This is a genomic window from Candidatus Aquiluna sp. UB-MaderosW2red (assembly GCF_900100865.1).
Taxonomy (GTDB): Bacteria; Actinomycetota; Actinomycetes; order Actinomycetales; family Microbacteriaceae; genus Aquiluna.
On the sequence record NZ_LT627734.1, the window covers coordinates 609,652 to 631,634 of the forward strand.

22 protein-coding genes are annotated in these 21,983 nt (G+C 52.6%); 16 read left to right on the forward strand and 6 right to left on the reverse strand.

Annotated elements, in window-relative coordinates; translation table 11 throughout:
• Positions 1 to 35: 35 nt before the first annotated feature.
• Entirely contained in the window at positions 36 to 476 is a 441-nt protein-coding gene (locus BLP47_RS03150; RefSeq protein ID WP_091850290.1) for a succinate dehydrogenase hydrophobic membrane anchor subunit, read from the reverse strand.
• A 10-nt stretch (positions 477 to 486) separates the two neighbouring features.
• Complete coding sequence (sdhC, locus tag BLP47_RS03155) at positions 487 to 876, reverse strand: succinate dehydrogenase, cytochrome b556 subunit (RefSeq protein WP_091850292.1); 390 nt, start codon at positions 874 to 876, stop codon at positions 487 to 489.
• Between the two features lie 105 nt (positions 877 to 981).
• Between sdhC and BLP47_RS03160 the strand changes: the two genes are divergently transcribed.
• The 11 genes from BLP47_RS03160 (at position 982) to BLP47_RS03210 (ending at position 11,491) form a co-directional block, all read left to right on the forward strand.
• Positions 982 to 2,067, forward strand: coding sequence for a mannose-1-phosphate guanylyltransferase (locus tag BLP47_RS03160; protein ID WP_091852866.1), 1,086 nt, complete (start codon positions 982 to 984; stop codon positions 2,065 to 2,067).
• 113 nt (positions 2,068 to 2,180) lie between these two features.
• On the forward strand, positions 2,181 to 3,269 hold the full coding sequence (locus BLP47_RS03165) for a BMP family protein (protein ID WP_091850294.1): 1,089 nt from the start codon (positions 2,181 to 2,183) through the stop codon (positions 3,267 to 3,269).
• A 79-nt stretch (positions 3,270 to 3,348) separates the two neighbouring features.
• Positions 3,349 to 4,848: an ABC transporter ATP-binding protein gene (locus tag BLP47_RS03170; protein WP_091850296.1), complete on the forward strand. Its 1,500-nt coding sequence runs from the start codon at positions 3,349 to 3,351 to the stop codon at positions 4,846 to 4,848.
• Complete coding sequence (locus BLP47_RS03175; RefSeq protein WP_249883388.1) at positions 4,845 to 6,077, forward strand: ABC transporter permease; 1,233 nt, start codon at positions 4,845 to 4,847, stop codon at positions 6,075 to 6,077. The genes BLP47_RS03170 and BLP47_RS03175 overlap by 4 nt, the downstream gene beginning before the upstream one ends.
• Positions 6,074 to 7,324, forward strand: a complete 1,251-nt coding sequence (locus BLP47_RS03180) for an ABC transporter permease (protein ID WP_091850298.1) — start codon at positions 6,074 to 6,076, stop codon at positions 7,322 to 7,324. Before BLP47_RS03175 ends, BLP47_RS03180 begins: the two co-directional genes overlap by 4 nt.
• Positions 7,325 to 7,328: 4 nt before the next feature.
• On the forward strand, positions 7,329 to 7,724 hold the full coding sequence (locus BLP47_RS03185; RefSeq protein ID WP_091850300.1) for a cytidine deaminase: 396 nt from the start codon (positions 7,329 to 7,331) through the stop codon (positions 7,722 to 7,724).
• Entirely contained in the window at positions 7,721 to 8,998 is a 1,278-nt protein-coding gene (locus tag BLP47_RS03190) for a thymidine phosphorylase (RefSeq protein WP_091850302.1), read from the forward strand. Before BLP47_RS03185 ends, BLP47_RS03190 begins: the two co-directional genes overlap by 4 nt.
• Positions 8,999 to 9,005: 7 nt before the next feature.
• Entirely contained in the window at positions 9,006 to 10,097 is a 1,092-nt protein-coding gene (locus BLP47_RS03195) for an adenosine deaminase (RefSeq protein WP_091850304.1), read from the forward strand.
• Positions 10,087 to 10,524, forward strand: coding sequence for a PTS sugar transporter subunit IIA (locus BLP47_RS03200; RefSeq protein ID WP_157671437.1), 438 nt, complete (start codon positions 10,087 to 10,089; stop codon positions 10,522 to 10,524). Before BLP47_RS03195 ends, BLP47_RS03200 begins: the two co-directional genes overlap by 11 nt.
• A 19-nt stretch (positions 10,525 to 10,543) precedes the next feature.
• Positions 10,544 to 10,816 (forward strand): PTS sugar transporter subunit IIB, encoded by a 273-nt coding sequence (locus BLP47_RS03205; protein WP_091850308.1) that lies wholly within the window; start codon positions 10,544 to 10,546, stop codon positions 10,814 to 10,816.
• Between the two features lie 9 nt (positions 10,817 to 10,825).
• Positions 10,826 to 11,491 carry a pyridoxamine 5'-phosphate oxidase family protein gene (locus tag BLP47_RS03210; protein ID WP_091850310.1) on the forward strand — a complete coding sequence of 222 codons (666 nt, stop codon included), beginning with the start codon at positions 10,826 to 10,828 and terminating at the stop codon, positions 11,489 to 11,491.
• Here the strand turns inward: BLP47_RS03210 and BLP47_RS03215 are convergent.
• Together BLP47_RS03215 and BLP47_RS03220 are read right to left on the reverse strand one after the other, a co-directional pair.
• The gene (locus tag BLP47_RS03215) at positions 11,463 to 13,094 is read right to left on the reverse strand and encodes a phospho-sugar mutase (protein WP_091850312.1); all 1,632 of its coding nucleotides are present in this window, start codon (positions 13,092 to 13,094) and stop codon (positions 11,463 to 11,465) included. The two genes, BLP47_RS03210 and BLP47_RS03215, sit on opposite strands and share 29 nt — an antisense overlap.
• Positions 13,094 to 13,915: a purine-nucleoside phosphorylase gene (locus tag BLP47_RS03220; RefSeq protein ID WP_091850314.1), complete on the reverse strand. Its 822-nt coding sequence runs from the start codon at positions 13,913 to 13,915 to the stop codon at positions 13,094 to 13,096. Before BLP47_RS03220 ends, BLP47_RS03215 begins: the two co-directional genes overlap by 1 nt.
• A 54-nt stretch (positions 13,916 to 13,969) precedes the next feature.
• On the opposite strand from BLP47_RS03220, the gene BLP47_RS03225 reads away from it, so the two are divergent.
• Entirely contained in the window at positions 13,970 to 15,394 is a 1,425-nt protein-coding gene (locus BLP47_RS03225; protein ID WP_091850316.1) for an NAD(P)H-quinone dehydrogenase, read from the forward strand.
• Here BLP47_RS03225 and BLP47_RS03230 read toward each other — a convergent pair.
• Together BLP47_RS03230 and BLP47_RS03235 are read right to left on the reverse strand one after the other, a co-directional pair.
• Positions 15,391 to 17,163: a biotin carboxylase N-terminal domain-containing protein gene (locus BLP47_RS03230; protein ID WP_091850318.1), complete on the reverse strand. Its 1,773-nt coding sequence runs from the start codon at positions 17,161 to 17,163 to the stop codon at positions 15,391 to 15,393. The genes BLP47_RS03225 and BLP47_RS03230 overlap by 4 nt on opposite strands.
• A 75-nt stretch (positions 17,164 to 17,238) precedes the next feature.
• Positions 17,239 to 17,838 (reverse strand): nucleoside triphosphate pyrophosphatase, encoded by a 600-nt coding sequence (locus BLP47_RS03235; protein WP_091850321.1) that lies wholly within the window; start codon positions 17,836 to 17,838, stop codon positions 17,239 to 17,241.
• A gap of 31 nt (positions 17,839 to 17,869) precedes the next feature.
• Between BLP47_RS03235 and BLP47_RS03240 the strand changes: the two genes are divergently transcribed.
• From BLP47_RS03240 to BLP47_RS03255, 4 genes are read left to right on the forward strand one after another with little or no spacing between them, the layout of a single operon-like run.
• Positions 17,870 to 19,033 carry a class I SAM-dependent RNA methyltransferase gene (locus BLP47_RS03240; protein WP_157671439.1) on the forward strand — a complete coding sequence of 388 codons (1,164 nt, stop codon included), beginning with the start codon at positions 17,870 to 17,872 and terminating at the stop codon, positions 19,031 to 19,033.
• A gap of 11 nt (positions 19,034 to 19,044) precedes the next feature.
• Positions 19,045 to 19,692 (forward strand): response regulator transcription factor, encoded by a 648-nt coding sequence (locus BLP47_RS03245; protein WP_091852872.1) that lies wholly within the window; start codon positions 19,045 to 19,047, stop codon positions 19,690 to 19,692.
• Entirely contained in the window at positions 19,692 to 20,864 is a 1,173-nt protein-coding gene (locus BLP47_RS03250) for a sensor histidine kinase (protein ID WP_091850325.1), read from the forward strand. Before BLP47_RS03245 ends, BLP47_RS03250 begins: the two co-directional genes overlap by 1 nt.
• Positions 20,861 to 21,826 carry a hypothetical protein gene (locus BLP47_RS03255; RefSeq protein WP_091850327.1) on the forward strand — a complete coding sequence of 322 codons (966 nt, stop codon included), beginning with the start codon at positions 20,861 to 20,863 and terminating at the stop codon, positions 21,824 to 21,826. Before BLP47_RS03250 ends, BLP47_RS03255 begins: the two co-directional genes overlap by 4 nt.
• Positions 21,827 to 21,983: the final 157 nt, after the last annotated feature.

Sequence of the window (21,983 nt, forward strand, 5' to 3'; positions counted from 1 at the left end):
GTTGTTATTCGCTTCTAAGTTCAAGGTTTTCCTTACTATCTAGCTGGGCAAAATGAGGGGAGCAGCGAGGCTGCTCCATTGGCGGGGCAAGGGTCAAATGTGAAGATGACCAGAGTTCCCAAAAGAACAAGCAGTCCACACACCGCCCAGAGTGTGTAGTTCAAACGGACTCGAACGGTTTCCCTAGAGGTGTAGTCGTTGACGATGGTTCGCATGCCGTTGGTGCCATGAATCATCGCGAGCCAGAGCATCGCAAGATCCCAGACCTGCCAAAAGGGATCAGCCCACTTGCCAGCCACGAAGGCAAAGTCGATTGCAGTGATGCCATCGCCAAGCACTAGATTCACTACCAAGTGGGTGAAGACCAAAACAATCAGAAGCGGTCCGGAGACGCGCATGAAGAGCCAGCCGTATTTTTCCCAGTTTGCACGCTTGCGGGTGCGGGGCTGATTTGGGGTTTCGATTATTACGCTCATCAGCTGCTCCTTATTCTGCGAATACTCTTGCAAGGTGAAGCGGTGCGAACCCCGCGATGGCTACAACCGTTATAGCCATGACAGCCCAGAACATCATGCTCTGGTATTTCGTTCCCTTGGACCAAAAATCAATTGCAACGATTCTTAAGCCGTTTAGACCGTGGAACAAGATTGCTCCTACCAAGCCCAACTCGGCCAAGCCAATAATTGGGGTCTTATAGGACTCCATGACCACGTTATAAGCCTCCGGGCTGATTCGAACCAGAGCTGTGTCCAGAATGTGGACCAGTAAAAAGAAGAATATTGCGACACCGGTAATGCGGTGCAAAACCCAAGACCACATGCCTACTTTGCCGCGGTAAAGAGTTCCTTGTGGCTTTAGTGCCAATCTAGCCTCCATGGGTAGTTAAAGAGATAAATAAAGTCTAAAGGGTTCTGGTGGCCACTTTTATAACAAGGGCTAAAGTCCTAGGCTAAATGCGTGCAAAATTCTAAAGAGAGCAACATGGGCCGGTTCTTTGCAATTATTCCGGCGGGGGGATCAGGATCCAGACTTTGGCCTCTTTCTAGAGCTGCCGCTCCGAAATTCCTTCACGATCTCACCGGCAGTGGCCAGACTCTTTTGCAAGACACTTGGGACCGGCTGCAACCTCTGGCAAAGGATCGGACCATGGTTGTCACCGGCGATATCCACGCTAGAGCGGTAGAAGAGCAGTTGCCTGCACTCGATTTATCGAACATTATTTTGGAGCCGACCCCCAGGGACTCCACTGCGGCAATCGCTTTAGCAGCCGCAATACTGATGCTTCGCGAACCGGATGTCATCATTGGATCCTTCGCAGCCGATCACGTGATCTTGGATGATAAAAAGTTCCAAGCGGCAGTCTTGGAGGCGGTGGAGGTGGCTGTCACGGGTCGAATTGTGACCATCGGTCTAGTGCCAACCGAAGCCTCGGTGGCATTCGGTTACATTCAGCAAGGTGAACCCTTAGATTCCAAGAGCGCTCGTGCGGTAAAAAAGTTCGTCGAAAAGCCCAATATCAATCTTGCACAAGAATATGTTGACTCGGGGGATTACTTTTGGAACGCCGGCATGTTCATCGCACCGGCCAAGCTCTTGCTGGAGGTGCTAGCAGAAACCGAGCCCGAGCTCCACGCTGGAGTAATGAAAATCGCGCAGGTTTGGGATTCAAAGGAGCGCGATCAGGTGATGTCAACCACCTGGCTGAAACTCAAAAAAATCGCTATCGATTACGCAATTGCAGAACCAGCAGCACTGAAGAATTTGGTTGCGGTTGTTCCTGCTGAATTCGAATGGCACGATGTGGGAGATTTTGCCTCGATTGCAGAGTTGCAATCGCAGGGGCGAAAAGGCAATTTGGCGGTAATTGGGTCGGCTAAAGTGCTCTCCGATTCCTCGAGTGGAATTTTGGTTTCTTATACCAACCGCCTGGTGGCTTTGATTGGCTTGGAAGATGTGATTGTGGTTGACACCCCGGACGCACTATTGGTCACCAATAAGGCGAATGCTCAAAAGGTCAAATCACTGGTGGAGGCGCTTCGACAGTCCGGTCACTCAGAACTACTTTAGCCTTTATTTCATTGTTGTAAACCTTGATCAAAGCTGGCAAATTCATCGCAATTTGCCCACTAGAGTATTGAGCAAATACGGCGCAATCGCGCCACACTAATTCAGGAGGAACCTTGAAGCTTAAGAATGCAACAGCCGCATTCGCACTGTTAGGTGCATCGGCTCTAGTGCTATCTGGTTGCGCAGCCGCACCAGATGCAGAGCCAACGGCTACAGAAACCACGACCAGCGCAGCACCAACCGTCGACTACTTGGCCTGCGCCGTATCCGATGAGGGAAGCTGGAATGACAAGTCATTCAACGAGTCCACCTACGACGCACTGTTAAAGGCTGAAGCTGAGTTGGGTGTCCAGATCGGTGATGCCGAGTCAAACTCACCTGATGACTTTCCACTAAACCTTCAGGCGATGGTTGACTTGAACTGCGACGTAACCTTCGCGGTCGGGTTTGGACTAATCGATGCGGTGAACGCTACCGCCGAAGCCAACCCAGACATGAACTTCGTCACTATTGATGGATTCTCCATGGGAGCCACAAACCTAAAGCCAATCAACTATGCAATGGAGCAGTCCAGCTATCTGGCCGGCTACCTTGCAGCCGCTTACTCAACCACTAAGGTCGTGGGCACATACGGTGGAGCTCCGGTCGGTGCAGTTACTGCATTCATGGACGGTTTTTACTACGGTGCAATGGCCTATGGCCGCGACAACGGTGTTGAGGTTCGAGTCTTGGGCTGGGACCCAACTTTGGCGACTCCAGACGGTCAGTTCATGGGTAACTTTGACGCTAACTCTGGTATCTCGAAGTCCATCGCAGCAGCTCAGATCAACGAGGGCGCAGATGTAATCTTCCCAGTTGCCGGTTTCCAGTTCGGTGCAGTTTCTGAGGCCTTCAAGGAGGCTGGCGTTGCTGGTGTCATGGTTGGTGTTGACAAGGACATCGCACTCACCTCACCAGAGTACGCAGACCTAGTTCTGACTTCAGCTGAGAAGCGCATGACCAGTGCGGTTTACGATGTCATTGCTGAGCTTTCAGCCGGAGGCATGTTCACCGCTGACGCTTACATCGGTACTTTGGCCAACGGTGGAACTGGCTTAAGCCCGCTTTACGGTTTTGAGGACAAGATTTCCGCCGAGGTAAAGGCCCGTCTAGCTGAGCTAGAAGCAGGCATCATCTCGGGTGAAATCGACCCAATGAGCTAGTAGCAAAAATGTTAGGGGTCGCGGGTAACCGCGACCCCTTTTCTTTAAGCCATAATTAGTCAGTACGAAGGAGTACCAAGTGAAATTAGAGTTGCGCGGAATCACGAAGCGCTTCGGATCGCTGGTAGCTAACGCTTCAATTGACCTAACGGTCAATCCTGGTGAAATACACGCCCTTTTGGGCGAAAACGGAGCGGGCAAGTCCACCCTGATGAACGTCCTTTATGGCCTCTACACGGCTGATGAGGGTGAAATTCTTTTGGACGATAAGGTTCAGAAATTCTCCGGTCCCGGAGCTGCAATGGCAGCCGGCATCGGGATGGTGCACCAGCACTTTATGCTGATCCCGGTTTTTACCGTGGCGGAAAATGTTGTCTTGGGTCATGAGCCGGTGAGTAAATTCGGTTCTCTGAATCTTGCCGAAGCCCGCAAAAGAGTCATTGAGATTTCGGATAAATTTGGGTTCAATGTAGATCCCGATGCGCTGGTCGAGGACCTGCCGGTCGGCATCCAGCAGCGAGTGGAAATAATCAAGGCGCTTTCGCGCGATGCCAAGATCCTTGTTCTCGATGAGCCAACCGCAGTTCTAACTCCGCAGGAAACCGATGAGTTAATGAACATCATGCGGCAGCTGGCCCAAAACGGAACTTCAATTGTCTTTATTACCCACAAGCTTCGCGAGGTAAAAGAGGTGGCCGATGCCATCACGGTGATCCGCCTGGGTGCCGTGGTGGGCTCCGCATCTCCAGATGCTTCAACCTCTGAGCTGGCCTCTTTGATGGTGGGCCGCGAGGTAGACATGGAGCTCAATAAGGCTCCGGCAAATCTTGGCCAACAAGTGCTTTTGGTCGAGGGCATTACCGTTATGGATGATCGCTCTCACAAGGCCGTCAATGATGTTAGCTTCAGCGTGCAGGCAGGGGAGATTCTGGCAATCGCGGGAGTTCAGGGCAACGGGCAAACCGAGATCGCAGAAGCACTTTTGGGCATTCGCGATGTTGCTCGCGGCAAGGTGACCCTGAATGGCAAAGACATCACCCAGGATTCGGTTCGCAAAGTGCTAGAAGCCGGAGTTTCTTTCATTCCCGAAGACCGCAAAAAAGACGGATTGGTTTCTGAGTTTTCGATTGCAGAAAACCTAATGTTGGATTCCTCTTATCGGTCCAGATTCACAAAGGGGCTCAACATAGACTTCCCGGCCCGTCGCAAAATAGCTGAGGATTTGGTGAAACGTTTTGACGTGCGAACCCCCAGCGCGCAGACTCTCGCCAGCAAGCTATCGGGTGGAAATCAGCAGAAGGTCGTGGTAGCTCGAGAGCTATCTCGCGATGGCAATCTGCTAATCGCAGCGCAACCTACGCGGGGTGTTGATGTCGGATCAATCGAATTTATTCACGAGCAGATTCTCGCTGAGCGGGACTCTGGCCGAGCGGTGATTTTAATTTCCACAGAGCTGGATGAGGTCCTGGCTTTGGCTGATCGAATAGCCGTGATGTATCGAGGAAAAATTGTCGGTATTGTGACCCCAGAAACCTCAAGAGAAAATCTCGGCAAAATGATGGCTGGAGTTGTAGCGTGAGCCAAACTGTAGAAAAAGACCAGCGTTTCGCACAAGCCCTGAAAGAGATCTTCGCGGGTGGCGCCACCCGCACAATCATCTCGGTGATCCTTGGATTCTTGGTCGGTGCAATCTTCATGATTGCGTCGAATAAGGAGTTCATCGAGGGGCTAGGTTTTTTCTTTTCTAGACCAGCCGACGCTCTGGCAGCTGCCGGAAATGTAGTCGCAACCGGTTATGGAGCGCTATTCCGCGGAGCTGTTTTCAACGCCGACGCCGACACTTTCGTGAAGGCCATCAGGCCACTAACCGAATCGCTGCGCCTGGGTGCCCCCCTTATCGCAGCGGGTCTTGGTATTGGCCTAACTTTCCGGGTGGGGCTATTCAACATTGGTGGGACCGGGCAGATCATCTCGGGCATGATTTTCGCAACCTTTGTGGCAACTCGCCTCGAGCTTCCAATCGTTTTGCACACCATCGTCGCAGTCATTGCGGCAATCATCGGATCTACGCTGTTGGGCGCTTTAATTGGTTTTTTGAAGGCGCGCACCGGTGCTCACGAGGTAATTCTCACCATCATGTTCAACTACGTGATGATCAACCTATTTACTTTCATCTTGCGTACGCCAGAGTTACTCAAGGAGGGGCGCGAGGGAGCGAATCCCAAGGCCGACCCGGCCGCCGAAACGGCAATATTCCCGAGACTACTCGGGGATGACTACGCACTCCACTGGGGTCTAGTGCTGATTTTGGTATCGGTAGTTGTCTACTGGTGGTTGATGGAGCGATCCACGATCGGATTCAGACTGCGCATGGTTGGCCATAATGCCGATGCTGCAAAAACTGCCGGAATTAACGTAAACCGAACTTTCATCTTGGCAATGGCGCTCTCAGCAGCCTTTGTTGGTCTTGCTGCCGCCAACCAAACCCTGGGCGCTGCGAGCGGGGTTTCACCCACCTCACACTCGAATATTGGATTTGACGCCATCACGGTTGCTCTCTTGGGCGGCTCTTCGGCTCCAGGAATTCTTTTGGCTGGATTGCTTTTTGGAGCCTTTAAGGCAGGGGCACCTTCAATGCAGGTGGTGGGAATCTCCCCGGAGGTGCTCGCAATTGTGCAGGGTGCAATTGTTTTGTTTATCGCCGCTCCACCATTGATTAGGGCGATTTTCCATCTTCCCAAGCCTCAAACTAGCCACGTTCTAGGTGAATTTAAAGATCGCCTCTTTAGAAAGAGGGCAGCGAAATGAATGAAATCCTAAAAGCTGAAAAAGTTGGATTCAAGGCTCCAATCGTGATGGGTTTCCTCGGGGCCGTTGTGATTGTTTTCTTCGGATTCTTGGGTCGAGAAGGCTCAGTGGATTTTGAAATCTCTCGGCGACAGGACGTCATTCAGGTGCCTGCGTTGCCGGTCGACTCATCCTTGCTGGGAATCATCGCCGGTCTTTTGATGCTCGGAACGGCCGGCTTTGCACTCATGAGGTCGATGCGAAATCAGCGCACGCCGATGTGGCTATCTGCTCTTTACGGACTGGTCGGAGTGACTGCTTTATTGGGCTGGATTGCTGCTGGCAAGTCGGTCCCATTGGCTTTCATAATTGGAACAGCGCTGGTATTGGCAGTGCCAATCATGTTGGGTGCGATGGGCGGAATCATGTCCGAGCGCTCGGGAGTGACCAACATCGCAATTGAGGGCCAATTACTAACGGGCGCCTTTATGGCTGCGGTGGTTTCTACCATCTCTGGTAATTTCTACCTTGGTATATTCGCCGCCATGTTCACGTCCTCTTTGCTTTCGGTAATCCTTGCGGTGTTCGCAATCAAATATCTTGCCCAGCAGATCATCGTGGGAGTTGTTCTAAACGTCTTGGTTATTGGAATCACGAACTTTTTATATCAGCAGTGGCTCACTCAAGACGCCCAGAATGTCAACTTCCCTGGAACCTTAGACATAATCAGGATTCCATTTTTGAGTGATATTCCACTGTTGGGTCCGGTTCTATTTGAGAACCGGTTGACGGTATTTGCAGCCCTAATCATTGTTCCTGCACTTTGGTACGTGTTGTTCAAGACCAAGCTGGGTCTCAGGGTTCGCGCTGTTGGGGAGAACCCGCTGGCTGCTGACACGGTGGGCATCAATGTTGGGCGAACCAGGTTCTGGTGGGTCACCTTGGGCGGGGCTATAGCGGGCTTGGGTGGTGCGGCTTTGACAATTGGAGATACTGGTGCCTTTGGGCGCGAAATGTCCGGTGGATTAGGTTTTATCGCGCTGGCGGTTGTCATTCTTGGTCGCTGGCACCCTATCTACGCCGCCTTGGCAGCATTGCTGTTCGGGTTCTCAATCATCCTGCGGGTTTGGGCCAATCAGGTAAGCCCTGGAATCCCAACCGAGTTCATCACCATGGTGCCCTATGTGGTAACCATCATCGCGGTGGTTGGGTTTGTTGGTAAATCAATGCCGCCTAAGGGGTTAGCTATCCCCTACGAGAAGGGTTAGCAGTTTGGACATCAACTGGGATCAGCTTCACGAGGCAGCTAAGGGCGCCCTCAAAAACGCCTACGTCCCCTATTCCAACTTTCCGGTCGGGGCGGCCGCTCTAACCGATAAAGGTGATGTGATCACCGGTTCGAATGTTGAGAACGCTTCTTATGGTCTGGGCCTATGCGCCGAATGTTCGTTGGTTTCGGAACTGTTTCGCTTGGGTGGCGGCAAGATCGTGGCATTCGCGTGTGTTGATGGACACGGTAATGCCCTGATGCCCTGCGGGCGCTGCCGACAGCTGCTATACGAACACCGAGCACCCGGGATGCTTTTGGCAACCGTTTCCGGGATCAAGACAATGGCTGAAGTTTTGCCCGATGCCTTCGGGCCCGAAGATTTGGAAATTAGAAAATGAGTTTCAGCGCGGTAGAACTAATAATTAAAAAACGAGAGCGCCAAGAGCTCACTAGCAAAGAAATCAATTGGCTGGTCGAAAACTACACCTCTGGCGTGGTGGCAGATGAGCAGATGTCGGCGCTCGCAATGGCCATTTTGCTCAACGGCATGGATCGCCGAGAGATAAAAGACCTCACCATGGCAATGATTGCTAGCGGTGAGCGACTTGACTTCTCCGGACTCACCGCCCCCACCTCCGATAAGCACTCAACGGGGGGTGTTGGAGACAAGATTACGCTTCCACTGGCACCGCTAGTGGCATCCTATGGAGTTGCAGTGCCCCAGCTGAGTGGGCGTGGCCTAGGTCACACCGGTGGCACCCTAGACAAACTTGAGTCAATTCCTGGCTGGCAAGCGACCCTGTCTAACACCGAGCTCTACAGTCAGCTAGCTGAGATTGGTGCTGTGATATGCGCAGCTGGCACGGGTCTTGCTCCGGCTGACAGAAAGCTTTATTCGCTGCGTGATGTCACTGGGACAGTGGAGGCCATTCCATTGATTGCCTCCTCGATTATGTCGAAAAAAATTGCCGAGGGCACTAGCTCCTTGGTGCTAGATGTCAAGGTCGGCTCGGGTGCTTTTATGAAGACCCTCGACACTGCAATCGAGCTGGCTCAGACTTTGGTTCAGCTGGGCAAGGATGCCGGTGTAAATACCTCGGCGCTACTGACCGATATGTCAACTCCGTTGGGTCTCAAAATCGGAAACGCGCTAGAGGTTGAAGAATCCGTAGAGGTTCTCCAAGGTGGTGGGCCGGCCGATGTTGTGGAGCTAACGGTTGAGTTGGCCAAAGAAATGCTAAAGCTGGCTGGCTTGGGCGATGTCGATCCGAGCGAAAATCTCAAAAACGGCAAAGCGTTTGATAAGTGGCGCCAAATGATAACTGCCCAGGGTGGTGACCCGGATGCCGAGCTTCCAAAAGCTAGGCACTCGCACGAGGTATTGGCAACGGAGTCCGGATTTATCACGCGCCTAGATGCACTGGATGTTGGAGTGGCCTCTTGGCGCTTGGGCGCTGGCAGAGAGCGAAAAGAAGATGCCGTGCAGTTTGGCGCTGGCGTCCAATTGCACGCTCAGCTTGGGGATAGGGTGAAAAAGGGCGAACCCCTAATGACTCTATTCACCGATACCGAGGAAAAGTTTGCCAGAGCCCTGGGTCTTGCAGAGCAAGCAGTTTCCATTTCTGAGCAGTCAAGTGGTGCGCGTAAGCTGATCCTGCACCGCATTAGTTAGGACTCAAATGGACATCCAGGCACTACCTAAAATCTCCCTTCACGACCACTTAGATGGTGGCCTGCGGCCCCAGACCATAATCGAGTTGGCTGCCAAAATCGGTCACGAGCTTCCAAAAAGTAATGCCGAGGAGCTGGCCACTTGGTTTATCGATTCCTGCAACTCTGGGTCTTTAGTGCGCTATTTGGAGACCTTTGAGCACACCGTCGCGGTGATGCAGACCAAGGTCGGACTAGAGCGAGTGGCCTATGAGGCAGTCATTGATTTAGCCAAGGAAAACGTAATCTACGCTGAGCTGCGCTGGGCACCAGAGCAGCACCTAGCGGGGGGTTTGAGCCTTGATGACACCGTAACTGCTGTTCAGGATGGCTTGGAGCGTGGCATGGCGGACGTAGAGGCGAAGGGCGGGTTTATTCGCACCGGTCAGCTCATAATCGCGATGCGGCACACAGACCGAGCCATGGAGATAGCGCATCTGGCGATAAAACATCGTAACGATGGTGTTGTCGGTTTCGATATCGCGGGCGAGGAGGCCGGATTCCTGCCCAGCCTTCACAAAGACGCTTTTGATTACCTAGCTAAGGAATTATTTCCGGTGACCGTTCATGCTGGCGAGGCCGACGGCATTGAGTCAATCAGAGATGCAATTTATTCCGGGCGGGCGCTTCGCTTGGGCCACGGAGTTCGCTTGGTGGAAGACATTATGTTTTCTCGGAGCGAGGGTGATACCGACTTGGTGGTTTTGGGTGAGGTTGCGCAGTGGGTTCACGATCGTGGCATAACCCTTGAGGTTTCGCCCTCTTCAAACTTGCAGACTGGCGCTTTTTTTATGCTTGGTGACACCATGGCAGACCACCCCTTTGATGCACTCTACGATTTGGGGTTCAAAGTTACTGTCAACACGGATAACCGCTTAATGAGTGGCACAAGCCTCACTCGGGAGCTAGAGATCCTGGTCGACACCTTCGGCTATGACTTAGGAGATCTGGAGCAGTTTCAGCTGAACGCGGCCGAGGCGGCTTTTCAGGGATTGACCGAGCGCGAAGAGCTTATGGACATGATTGAAATGGGTTTCGCTGAGGCCCAGGTTGCTCAGTAGCGCCTTCGGGCCTAATTCAATAGCCATTGCGCGTGAGCGCATCGACTGGGTTAGCGCTATCACCCAGGCCATTGGTTTATTGCAACTCGATGATCGAGTGGGGATTGCCTATCTCGACGAGGTGCTGGCCGCTAATCAAGAACTCGGACCTTATTTCGTAGTAGCCCCCGGGATAGCAATTGTTCACGCAAAGCCTTCAAGATCCGTGAAGGCGGTCGGCTTTGCACTATTGCGGCTGGATTACCCGGTTGCTTCGGGTTCCCATAATGACCCGGTGAAGCTGGTGTTTGCGTTTTGCGCGAAGGATGCCGAATCCCATCTTGAATTGCTTGCTGAGTTTGCGACCCTTTTATCGAGTGAAGGGAATGTAAACCTTTTATTAAATGCTTCCGCTTTGAGCGAGATAAGAGATGTCATCAACGCTTAGTTGGTTAAATAGTTGCATCATGAAAATTTACGCAGTGTGCGGTGCCGGGATCGGCACCTCGGTCTTATTGAAGGCCAATGTTGATCGAGTTTTAGCGGCCTTAGGCTTCGAGGCTGAAGTGCACGCGGTAGCCATTTCCCAAGCCCTAGAGGATGACTCTCCGGCTCAGATTGTGATGGCGACTCCGGAGCTACTTGAAAAGCTCAAGAACGTTCGGTCCGAGGTAATCGCGGTGAACAACATTTTTGATCTGGCGGAGCTTGAGGAGAAGTTACGAATAGCGCTGGGCTAGGCTTTTTAGATGCCACAGCCGGGAGCCACAGATCAGACCAAGCTCAATCGTTTGAGCCATAAGGCTTCAAACAGCCAAGTAGAGCTCTACTCCATTTTGGACGCCAACCTGGTTGCCCATGTTGGAATCATTTTTGAAGACAAACCGCTAGTGATCCCAATGGCCTATGGCCGAGTCGGCAACCTCGTTTATCTTCATGGCTCTTCCGGCTCCAGGCTCATGCGAGCCTTGGCTGACGGGCCCAATTTGTGCGTGAGTGTCACCGAACTGAATGCAATCAAAGTTGCCCGATCCACCTTTAACTCCGGTATGCATTATCGCTCGGTCGTGATTTTTGGAAAAGCCGAATTAGTGCCGGATGATTTGAAGGATCGAGCGTTGAACGCGATCAGCAACGCCATGCTGCCGGGGCGGGTCCAAGAGGTTAGGCCTTCAACCAAAAAAGAACTTGCCGCGAGCCTGATAATTTCATTATCCCTTGATGAGACCTCAGTGAAAATAGCCGTCAATCAAGACGACGATGATCCCGAGGACCTAGGCAAAGGCACCTGGTCGGGGATCATTCCATTTGTCACAGGCATTGGAGAGATAGTCTCGGCCGATGAGGAAGCGCAGCGGTTAGAGATTCCCGAGAGCGTTCGAGAGTTTAGGAGAGGTTCTCCAAAAGCTCGCTAGCCCAGGAGCTGAGTTCATTAAGTTTTTCTTGGGCTACTAATTCGGAGGGCCCGGTGTATTGCAGGTAGCACTTGAGCTTGGGCTCGGTACCTGAAGGCCTGATCACCACGCGAGCATTTCGGCTTTCAAGAATCATGCCGTCTGTTGCAGGGAAATTGACCCCCAAAGCCAAATCCTCACTCTTGCAAGCTTCGCCAAGCAAATCGATTGGAGGCGATTGCCTAACCGTCGCCATAATATTTTTGATAATCCCCAGATCGGTTACTCGAATCGATACTTGACCAGTTTTCTGATGACCATACCGACCTGCAAGCTCGACTAGATATTCAGCAAGGTCGCTGCCCGAGGCCTTCAGCTCTGAAGCCAAATCCGCAATCATCAGGGCGGCGGTAATGCCATCCTTATCCGGGGTGAATTCGGGGTCAACGCAGTAGCCGAGAGCCTCTTCGTAACCGTAAGAGAGGTTCGGAACCTTGGAGATCCACTTAAAGCCGGTCAGAGTTTGCTGGTACTCAAGACCGTAGTGCTTTGCAAGCGCACTCATGTCCAACGACACCAAAGAGTTGGCAATCACAGTTGCCTTGCCCAAGGTTGCCATGCGGTCGGCAAGTATCAACCCCACTTCGTCGCCAGTCAGCATCCTGAACCCGTCGGTGGATTTGATTCCAACCGCCAGGCGGTCAGCATCCGGATCATTCGCCAATATCAAATCCGAGCCAAACTCTGAGGCAGTCTCAAAGCTCAGGTCCATCGCGCCTTTTTCCTCGGGGTTTGGAAATGCCACGGTTGGAAAACTGCCGTCAGGTTCTTGCTGCTTTGGGACCGACTGAAAATCAAACCCGGTTAGGTCTAAAATCCCTTTTACTACTCGGTGGCCCACGCCGTGCATCGCGGTGTAGGTGATTCGAAGGTCTTTACGTCTGGAATCTTCAGCTGGAATCAGTTCAGCGGCGCGCTTTACGTAGGTGTCTATCTCGTGCTGGCCAATGATTTGAAAATCATCCGACTTTGGGATTTCGGGAAATTTGAGCTTAGCTGCCACGTGGTTGATTTCATTTGCGATCTCAGAATCCTGCGGGGGCACAAGCTGAGATCCGCCGGTGGCGCCACCTAGAAAGACTTTGTAGCCGTTATCTTTTGGCGGGTTGTGGCTTGCGGTCACCACGATCGTGGCACTTGAACGCAGTCCCCTGCCGGTAAATGCGGCCACCGGGGTTGGGACCGGCGAATCAAACAGGCTTACTTTGATGCCAGCACCGGCGATAATTTTAGCCGAATCAAGCGCAAAGACATCGGAGTTCACTCGGCCATCAAAACCGATTACCACCGAAAGCGACCCGGTTGTATCCAGATACTCGCTCTGGTTTCGCTTCAGGAAATTGGCGATTGCCAGAGCGGTTTGAGCTACTAACACTCGGTTCATCCGATTTGGTCCGGCACCCAGTTCACCCCTGAGTCCTGCCGTCCCAAACTCGAGCCGACTGGAGAATCTAGCTTCCAAGGCAGCCAGCTCGTTGTTGGAAATTAGCTTCTGGAGCTCGCTGCGGGTTTCTGGATCAGGGTCCTGATCCAGCCAGGCTTGAGCGGTAGGAATCAGATTCATCAGAACTTCTTAATAATTTCTGCCAAGAGCTTGGAGATGCGCGCCTCGGCATTTTTGCCAGCCTCTAGGACCTCGGCGTGGTTCAGCGGCGTGCTTTGGATTCCGGCTGCAAGGTTAGTTATGAGGGACATCCCAAGTATCTCCATTCCCATTTCCCTTGCGGCTATCGCCTCCAGAGCAGTCGACATTCCTACAATGTCGCCACCCAGAATCTTTGCCATCTGAACCTCGGCTGGTGTTTCGTAGTGCGGGCCTCGGAATTGTACGTAGACCCCCTCATCCAAGGAGCTGTCTACCTCGTGGGCCAGGTCGCGAAGCCGCTTCGAGTAAAGATCGGTCAGGTCAACAAAATTTGCGCCCTCAAGCGGAGAGTTTGCGGTTAGGTTTATGTGGTCAGAGATCAAAACCGCCGCGCCACCATCCCACTGCCTCTTAATGCCGCCGGCGCCATTGGTCAGAATCATTATCTTTGCGCCGGTTTTTGCGGCCGTGCGCACCGAGTGAACCACTGAGCGAACCCCATGGTTTTCGTAATAGTGGGTTCTAGCCCCGATCACCAGAGCGTGCTTGCCATTTGGGAGCTTCACAGAACGAAGCGTGCCAACGTGGCCAACCACTGAGGGTTTAGAGAACCCAATGATTTGACTTGCGGGGATGTCGCTCACGGTTTCACCGAGTAGGTCGGCCGCTTTTGCCCAGCCGGAGCCCAGGGTGAGGGCTATGTCGTGGGATTGAATTCCTGAAATTTTAGCTATCTGATCGGCTGCTTCTTGCGCGATTTCAAAGGGGTTGGCGTTTTGTTCATAAAGGGGATTGACCATCAAATCAGTCTAACTAACCTTCTAGAGCGCAAAGGTTAAGCGAGAATACTCCTTGTGTCAGCTACTGAGAAAAAAACCATTCACCCGATAGTCATCATTGGCGGGGGTCCAGGAGGCTACGAGGCGGCTCGTGCCGGTCGTCAGCTTGGCGCCGAAGTCGTGTTGATCGAAGAATCTGGAATCGGCGGTAACGCGGTTCTCACCGATGTTGTTCCCTCAAAGACGCTGATTGCCACCGCCGAAGCGGCCGAGCGGATTGGAGTGGCGCAGTCTTTGGGCGTGACTCTCTTGTTGGAGGGGAAGACCGTTGAGCCTCAGATCGCGATTGATCTAAAGACGGTGAATCGCAGGTTGCTGGCCTTGGCCAAAAGCCAGTCGGCAGAAATGCTCTCAATCCTCGAAGCCGATGGGGTGCGAATAATCAATGGTCGCGCCGTGCTGGATGGTAATCATCACGTTGTTGTAAAGCCACTTGATGGCTCAGCCCCAGAGCGAATCGAGGCCAAGACCATAATTGTTGCCACCGGAGCAAGACCAAGAGAGTTAGCCAATGCCACCCCGGATGGCTTGCGGATTCTGAACTGGAAACAGCTTTACAGTCTTGATGAGCTCCCCGAGCACATGATTGTGGTGGGCTCTGGAGTCACCGGAGCCGAGTTCGCTTCGGCTTATCTATACCTAGGCAGCAAGGTCACTCTGATTTCGAGCCGAGATAAGGTTTTGCCAGGCAACGACTCTGATGCAGCAGATTTGATAGAGCGGGTTTTTAGGACCCGTGGAATGAATATTTTGAATAACGCACGTGCCGAGAAGGTGGAGAACACCGGTGATTCGGTTCGGGTCACCCTCGCCGATGGCAGCAGCGTCGAGGGGTCCCACTGCTTGATGGCGGTTGGCGCAATTCCTAATACTCAAGGTCTCGGCCTAGAAGAAGCCGGGGTTGCCCTGACTGACTCGGGTCACGTTATTGCAAACAAAGTCGCCAGAACCTCAAGAGCAAATGTCTATGCGGTGGGGGATTGCTCAACGGGTATGCCGCTAGCCTCGGTGAGCGCGATGATGGGCCGCACCGCCGTTTATCACACCATGGGGGATGTAGCGGCTCCGACCAGAATACGCAATGTGGCATCGAATGTTTTCACAGCTCCCGAAATTGCTTCGGTGGGCTGGTCCCAAAAGGAAATTGAGCAGGGCCTAGTGCGCGGTGAGATTCAAAAAGTGATGTTGGAGACCAATCCGCGAGCCAAGATGCAAGGCATAAAAGATGGCTTTATTAAGCTCTACGCTTCGATTGGGTCGGGCACTGTAATCGGCGGTGTCGTTGTTGCGCCCCGAGCGTCAGATTTGATTTATCCGATTGCTGTGGCTGTGGAAAACCGCTTAACGGTGGACCAACTAGCTCGCACCTACACCGTTTATCCATCACTCTCGGGTTCAATTGCTGATGCCGCCAGCGCGCTGCACCCGACACTGGATTAATCGAGAATATCTAAAATCCTGGTTCCGGCAGAAATTGTGGTTCCTTGGCTAACTCCAATAGAGGTGACGGTTCCAGAGCGGTGAGCGCTAAGCGGCTGTTCCATTTTCATGGCCTCTAAAACCACCAATAGGTCACCTTCTTGCACTTGATCTCCCTCTTTGACCGCAAGTTTTACCACGGTGGATTGCATCGGAGCCAGCAGTGAATTACCTTTGGCACCCATGTGACCAGCAACGCTGGAGGTTTTGGCTCGTTTCGGCGCGTGCCCTGCGGCCGAGCCAATTTCGCCAACTAGTAGCCTTTTAGGAACGCTCACCTCTAGCCTTTTTCCGGCTACCTCAACCACAACTTGGTGCCTTGGTTCAGCCTCGGCTAATTCTTCAATCTGCCCGCTCCAGGGTTCAATATTATTCACCCAATCGGTTTCAATGAACCTGGTGAAAACGCCGAATTTACCGTCTTGGGCTATAAAAGCGGGGTGGTTAACTATTTCGCGGTGGAAGGCTAAGACGGTAGGTAGACCCAAAACCTGCATCTCACCGAGCGCTCTTCTCGAGCGTTCAAGAGCCTCGGTTCGGTCCTTACCAGTGACAATTAGTTTCGCCATCATTGAATCAAAGTTTCCGGAAATCGCATCCCCTGAGACCACGCCGGAGTCAACCCTGATTCCCGGACCGCTCGGGGCTTGAAATAAGCGAATCGGACCCGGGGCCGGCAAAAAGTTTCGCCCTGGATCTTCGCCATTGATTCTGAATTCAAAGCTGTGACCGGAAACTTTTGGGTCGGGATATTCAAGGACTGCGCCTTCGGCAATCCTGAACTGCTCACGCACCAGGTCGATACCGGTCACCTCTTCTGAAACCGGGTGCTCGACCTGCAACCGGGTGTTCACTTCCAAAAATGAGATGGTGCCATCTTGGGCGACGAGAAATTCACAGGTGCCCGCGCCTTGATAATTCGCCGCACGCAGGATGGCCTTGGATGATTCGTAAAGTCTTTTGTTTTGTTCCTCCGATAAAAATGGAGCAGGGGCTTCTTCAACAAGTTTTTGGTGACGACGCTGCAGTGAGCAGTCTCGAGTCGAGACAACAATCACATTTCCATGGTTATCTGCTAGGCATTGGGTTTCAACGTGCCTTGGTTTGTCTAAGTATTTTTCCAAAAAACACTCACCGCGGCCAAATGCCGCGATTGCCTCTCGGGTAGCCGATTCGAAAGACTCGCCAATTTCCGAAATCTCACGCACCACCTTGATGCCCCGTCCACCGCCGCCGTAGGCGGCCTTGATGGCAATGGGTAATCCGTGAATCGCAACGAAAGCTTCCACTTCGCTCACGGTCTGAACCGGATTGATTGTTCCAGGAGCCAAAGGTGCACCAACGGATTCGGCGACTTTTCTTGCCGAAACCTTGTCTCCCAAAAGTTCTATGGATTCGGGCGATGGACCAATCCAAATTAGGTCCGCGTCAATCACGGCTTGCGCGAAGCTCGAGTTTTCAGATAAGAACCCATAGCCCGGGTGAACCGCGTTGGCTTTCGAGCGCTTCGCAATTGAAATTAGTTTTTCAATTACCAAATAGGTTTCGGCCGCGGTCGCACCATTAAGAGCGTAGGCCTCATCGGCTAGCTTGACGTGTTGGGCATCCCGATCGCCATCGGCATAAACGGCCACAGTTTGGATGCCAGAATCTTTCGCGGCTCGAATTATGCGCACCGCAATTTCGCCTCGGTTTGCAATGAGCAGCTTTTTGATTTTGCGTGCGGTCATAATCCGATAGCTTATTGCGCGATTTGCTGCCAGTTTTATAAGTCAGCTACAAAAAAACCGCCTTTTCGCGGTTGATTACCTCCAGAAATCCTGGTAATTATGGCCAAGTTCCTCAATCATTTTCCTGAGTGCCACCAGCGATAAGCCAACCACGGTGTGGTAGTCGCCCTCGATCCGCTCGATAAATGCTCCGCCCATCCCGTCGATAGTGAAAGCCCCTGCCACCTCAAGTGGTTCGTTAGTGCTCACATAACGCTCAATTTGCTGATCGGTCAATTCGGCAAAAAACACTTTTGTCGAAGTCACTCTTTGAGAAACCTGACTTGTTTTGGTGTCGATTACACAGTGACCTGAGAACAGCTCCCCTGATTGGCCGCTCATTTTTTTCCAACGCGCAATTGCAACGGCACTTTCTAAGGGCTTTCCTAAAATTTCACCATCAAACCAAAGCGCTGAGTCACACCCAATCACTAAAGACTCGGGGTGGTCTTTTGCAACTGCCCGCGCCTTGGCGGTGGCCAATAATTGGGTCAGATCCTCTGGTGTCGAGGGGTTCATTTGGAACACCAGGGCATCCTCATCCACCCCTGGAGACGTGGTCTGAAAGTTCAACCCTGCCTCTAACATCAGCTTTTTGCGGGCGGGCGAGGTGGAGGCAAGTATTAATTTGGTCACATTCCAAGGTTAGCTGTGGAACACTTTGAACGTGATTATTGAATTGAAGATTGAAAAAGTTGCCCACGGTGGCATATTTATCGCTCGCCATGAGGGCAAAGCGGTGTTTGTCACCGGAGCCATTGATGGTGAAGTAGTCAAGGCCGAGGTCTATGAAGACTCCGGTCGCTACATGCGAGCCAGGGTGGTAGAGGTGGTTGAGGGCTCCGAGCACCGCAGGGTGCACTTTTGGAAAGCTGCGCGCCAGGGGGCAGGTGGGGCTGAGTTCGGCCACATCAATCTTTCCTATCAGCGAGAACTAAAGGGGAAGGTGCTGGCCGAAGCCCTAGAGCGCATGGCGGGGATTGAGCTTCCCACCGAGGTAATGCCTGTACCAGGTGAAACCGATGGCCTAAATTACCGCACAAGAGTGCAACTAAACGTTGATGCATCAGGTTTGGCGGGCCCGGTGATGTCGAGAACGAATGACGTGATTTTTGCAAAGGACTTGCCCTTAGCGGTTGAAGAAATTGAGCAGCTGGGCCTCCATCTCAAAAACTGGTCCGGGGTCAAAAAGATTTCAATCTCCTCCTCGAGCGTTGGTGATTTGCAGTGGATGGTGGACAGCAAGGTAAACGGGTCCGAGAAGCTACTAGAGAGGGTTGCCGGGAGAACATTCAGGCTCTCTACCGGAGGCTTCTGGCAAGTTCACAAGGACGCGCCTGAGCTCTTGGTGGCAACTGTCACTCAAGCCGCCAAGGACTTAGGGCTTGACCCAAGCAAGAAGCACCTAGATCTTTATGCCGGAGCGGGTCTTTTTAGCGCGACATTATCGGTGGCGTTCGACTCGCTGCAGATAACCGCAGTGGAATCCAGCAAGATTGGCGTCTTGGATGGAGAGCGCTCCACCAAGGATCTAAATAATCTAAAGTTCGTGAAATCCGACGTGTTGCGCTTTTTGCGCACTCAAACCGATGTTGCATATGACACTGTGGTTTTGGACCCACCTCGCTCCGGGGCAGCCAGCAAGGTGATTGACGCACTAACCGCGGTTGGTCCAAAAAACATAATTTACGTGGCATGCGACCCGGTGGCACTGGCTCGCGATCTTAAGCAGTTGATCGCCGCCGGCTACCGACTTAGGGGGCTTAAGGCCTTTGACATTTTCCCGCACACTCACCATTTCGAGTGTGTGGCAACGCTTTCGCGAAGCTAATCTTGGATTTCATGGAGCGAGTCAGAGTAGCGATAGTCGATGACCACGAAGCGGTGCGCCTAGGGTTTGCAGGGACCTGTGACCAATTCGGTTTTGATCTTTTGGGCTCAGCAGCCACGGTCACTGAGCTCCTAGAGCAGATAGCCGATAAGGATTGCGAGGTCGTGATCTGTGACTTGTCTTTGGCAGATGGTTCGCTGGTGAAAGACAACGTTGAGCGGCTTGTGGCGGTGGGACCTGCTGTTCTGATTTTCTCCATCGCCGATAGGGCATCACTGATGCGCGCGGCCCTTCGGGCTGGCGCGGTGGCTATCGTGCCTAAATCCCAACCCATGGCAGACCTGGCAGAGGCGATTCGACTCTCGGCCAAAGGCGTCATTATCAATAACTCTGAGACCACGGCAATGATTGATGCTGACACCTTATTTCTAAGAGATGCCAATCTTTCAAATCGTGAGCGCGAGGTGCTATCGCTTTACGCCTCGGGGATGAGTCTCAAGCAGGTAGCTTTTGAGCTAAAAATTAAACGGAGCTCTGCAAAAGAGCACATTGATCGAGTCCGTGTGAAATATGCCAAGCTCGGCCGCGAGGCCGGCACCAAAGTCGATTTATTTAAGCGAGCCGTAGAAGACGGAATCCTCACGGGAGAACTGCTGTAGTGCCCTCTTCACAGCTGACCTCGGCTGCGACCATCAAGCTCGAATTGCTTTTGCGGCGTTATTTTTCTGTAGTTCTTCTGTTATCCGCAATCGAGGTGGTGGCTAATGCGATAAGCCAGGCGCTTCTTCTGAACAATCTTTCTTGGGTCTTCCTGGGAGTACTTCTTCTGGGTCAGCTCGTTCTTGTATCTGCCAGCTGGCTCGGTCGGGGCAGCAACTTTTGGTTTCTTGGCTACGGGGTCTTGTCGCTGTTGTTGCTTGCGCTTTGGCCCTTGGTGGTAAAGGACCCGGCAGCACTACCGGTTGATTTTCAGCCCTGGATGTGGTGGGCAATTGGAATTTCGGCGGTCGCGGTGGCCATTGGTGCGAAACCCCTGATCACGCTTTTTTACATAACAGTCAACGCGACTCTTTGGTTTATCGTCGATTCCTCACAATTTGGAGGCGGATCTCCAGGGCTAGAGAGTATGCAGGATTCGGCATACCTCTTTTTTTCCGCGGGAGCCATCGCGGGTCTAATTTTTCTGATTCGAGAAGGGGCACAGGCTTCGGATGATGCAAATAGTGAGGCAATTGAATCCACTCTGCAGCAAGCTAAAACCGATGCCGTTGAGCACGAGCGACAAAGAATTGATGCTCTTGTGCACGACAAGGTGCTCTCGACACTTCTGCTGGCAGCTAACGCTCAAACCGCCGTCGATATGCAAAGTGTTGTGAAGCAGGCAAAAGACGCGATTGCTACCCTTACCGCAACAAAAGAAGGCACCAACGACACCGCGGGATTTAATCCCCTCGGTCTCTTCCGCGCGCTGAAGCGAGCTGCAATTGGATTATCGCCCGGGATCGAAATCTCGATACTCTCTGGTGGCACCGAGGAAATCCCCCCGCAGGTGGCTCAATCGATTACCGAGGCGACCCTGCAAGCCATTGATAATGCCAATCGCCACTCTCGTTCGAGCAAAATAAGACTGATTTTAGACTCTCCCGCGCCAAATGGCCTATACGTGCAAGTTATTGATAACGGTGTGGGGTTTCGAGTAGATAAGGTTCCAAAAGACCGCCTTGGAATCCGAAATTCGATTATCGGCCGCCTTGAATCTGTGAACGGGAAGGTCGTCATCGAGTCCTCTCCGACCAATGGCACAACCATCCAGCTTCGGTGGTCGGCATGATTCGGATTCCGAGAATTTCAGCGATTATTCTTGCTTTAGGGTTCGGGCTTTACCATGCCACTCTGGGATTAATTAATCTTCCAAAATACGAGCATCCGGGGTTCGCAGCAGTTGCGATCGGCATATATGTTTTTGCCCTGGTCAATTCTTTACTGCAAGGCCCGGGATTTAGTTTGCGCTTAGGGTCCGCCCTCACTAATCTGGCGGCCGCCATCTTTGTGCCGCTGTTGATGTCAGTTGCGCTTGACCCTGAAGCGATAGCTGGTTTTAACACCTGGCACGTGGCAGCAATCGGAACCCTGATGGCAATCACTGCAATTCGCCAACAGCGCCTCATAGCTTGGGTTGGATTAGGGTTTGTGATTCTCCAGGTTTTGGTTTGGGGTGGTCTGGACATTATTTTCAACTCCGGCGTTATCGGAGCGCTCTTTTTAGTGGCAGCCTCCCAGGCGGCAGCTTCGGGCCTAAGGGCCTCAGCTTTAGCGGCCAGGCAGTATCGGGAGCAGGCTATTGCAACCTCGGAGGCTACTTATGCGAGCTCTGCCGCGAGAGCGGAGCGAAAGCTAAGAGTAAGCAAAGCACTGGATGATGCGCAGCCTCTATTAGAAAGAATTATCGCCAAGCAAGGGAATCTTTCAGAGGCGGAGCAAACCGATGCAAGACTCACCGAGGCGGCCCTTCGCGACCAAATTCGCGGTAGGTCGATGGTCACCGAGGAGCTGGTTTTGGAGGTGCGCAAAGCTCGAGCTCGTGGGGTTGAGGTTCAGCTCTTGGACGACGGTGGCTTTCTAGATATCTCAGAAGCCGAAAAAGCCGAGCTGATTGATCGGGTTGTGCGGGAGCTATCACTCATCAAAAGCGGGAAAGTTGTGATTCGGGCGGTTGCCGGTCAAGATTGGCGGCTTACGATGGCAGCCCTTAGAAAAGAAGCCGAGAAGCCGGATTTATTTCTCAGGCTTTAGTTCTGCCGGGCGATGGGGGCGAGAAGAATCCCGCCCCACCCAAAGCCCCGAATTGGTTCGAAGCACCCTTGTTGCTTAGAGGAACCACGTCCAGTCAAGCGCACCAGGGTGAATCTTTGGCAGTCGTTAATGATTTGTTACTAACCTATTTGGGGGA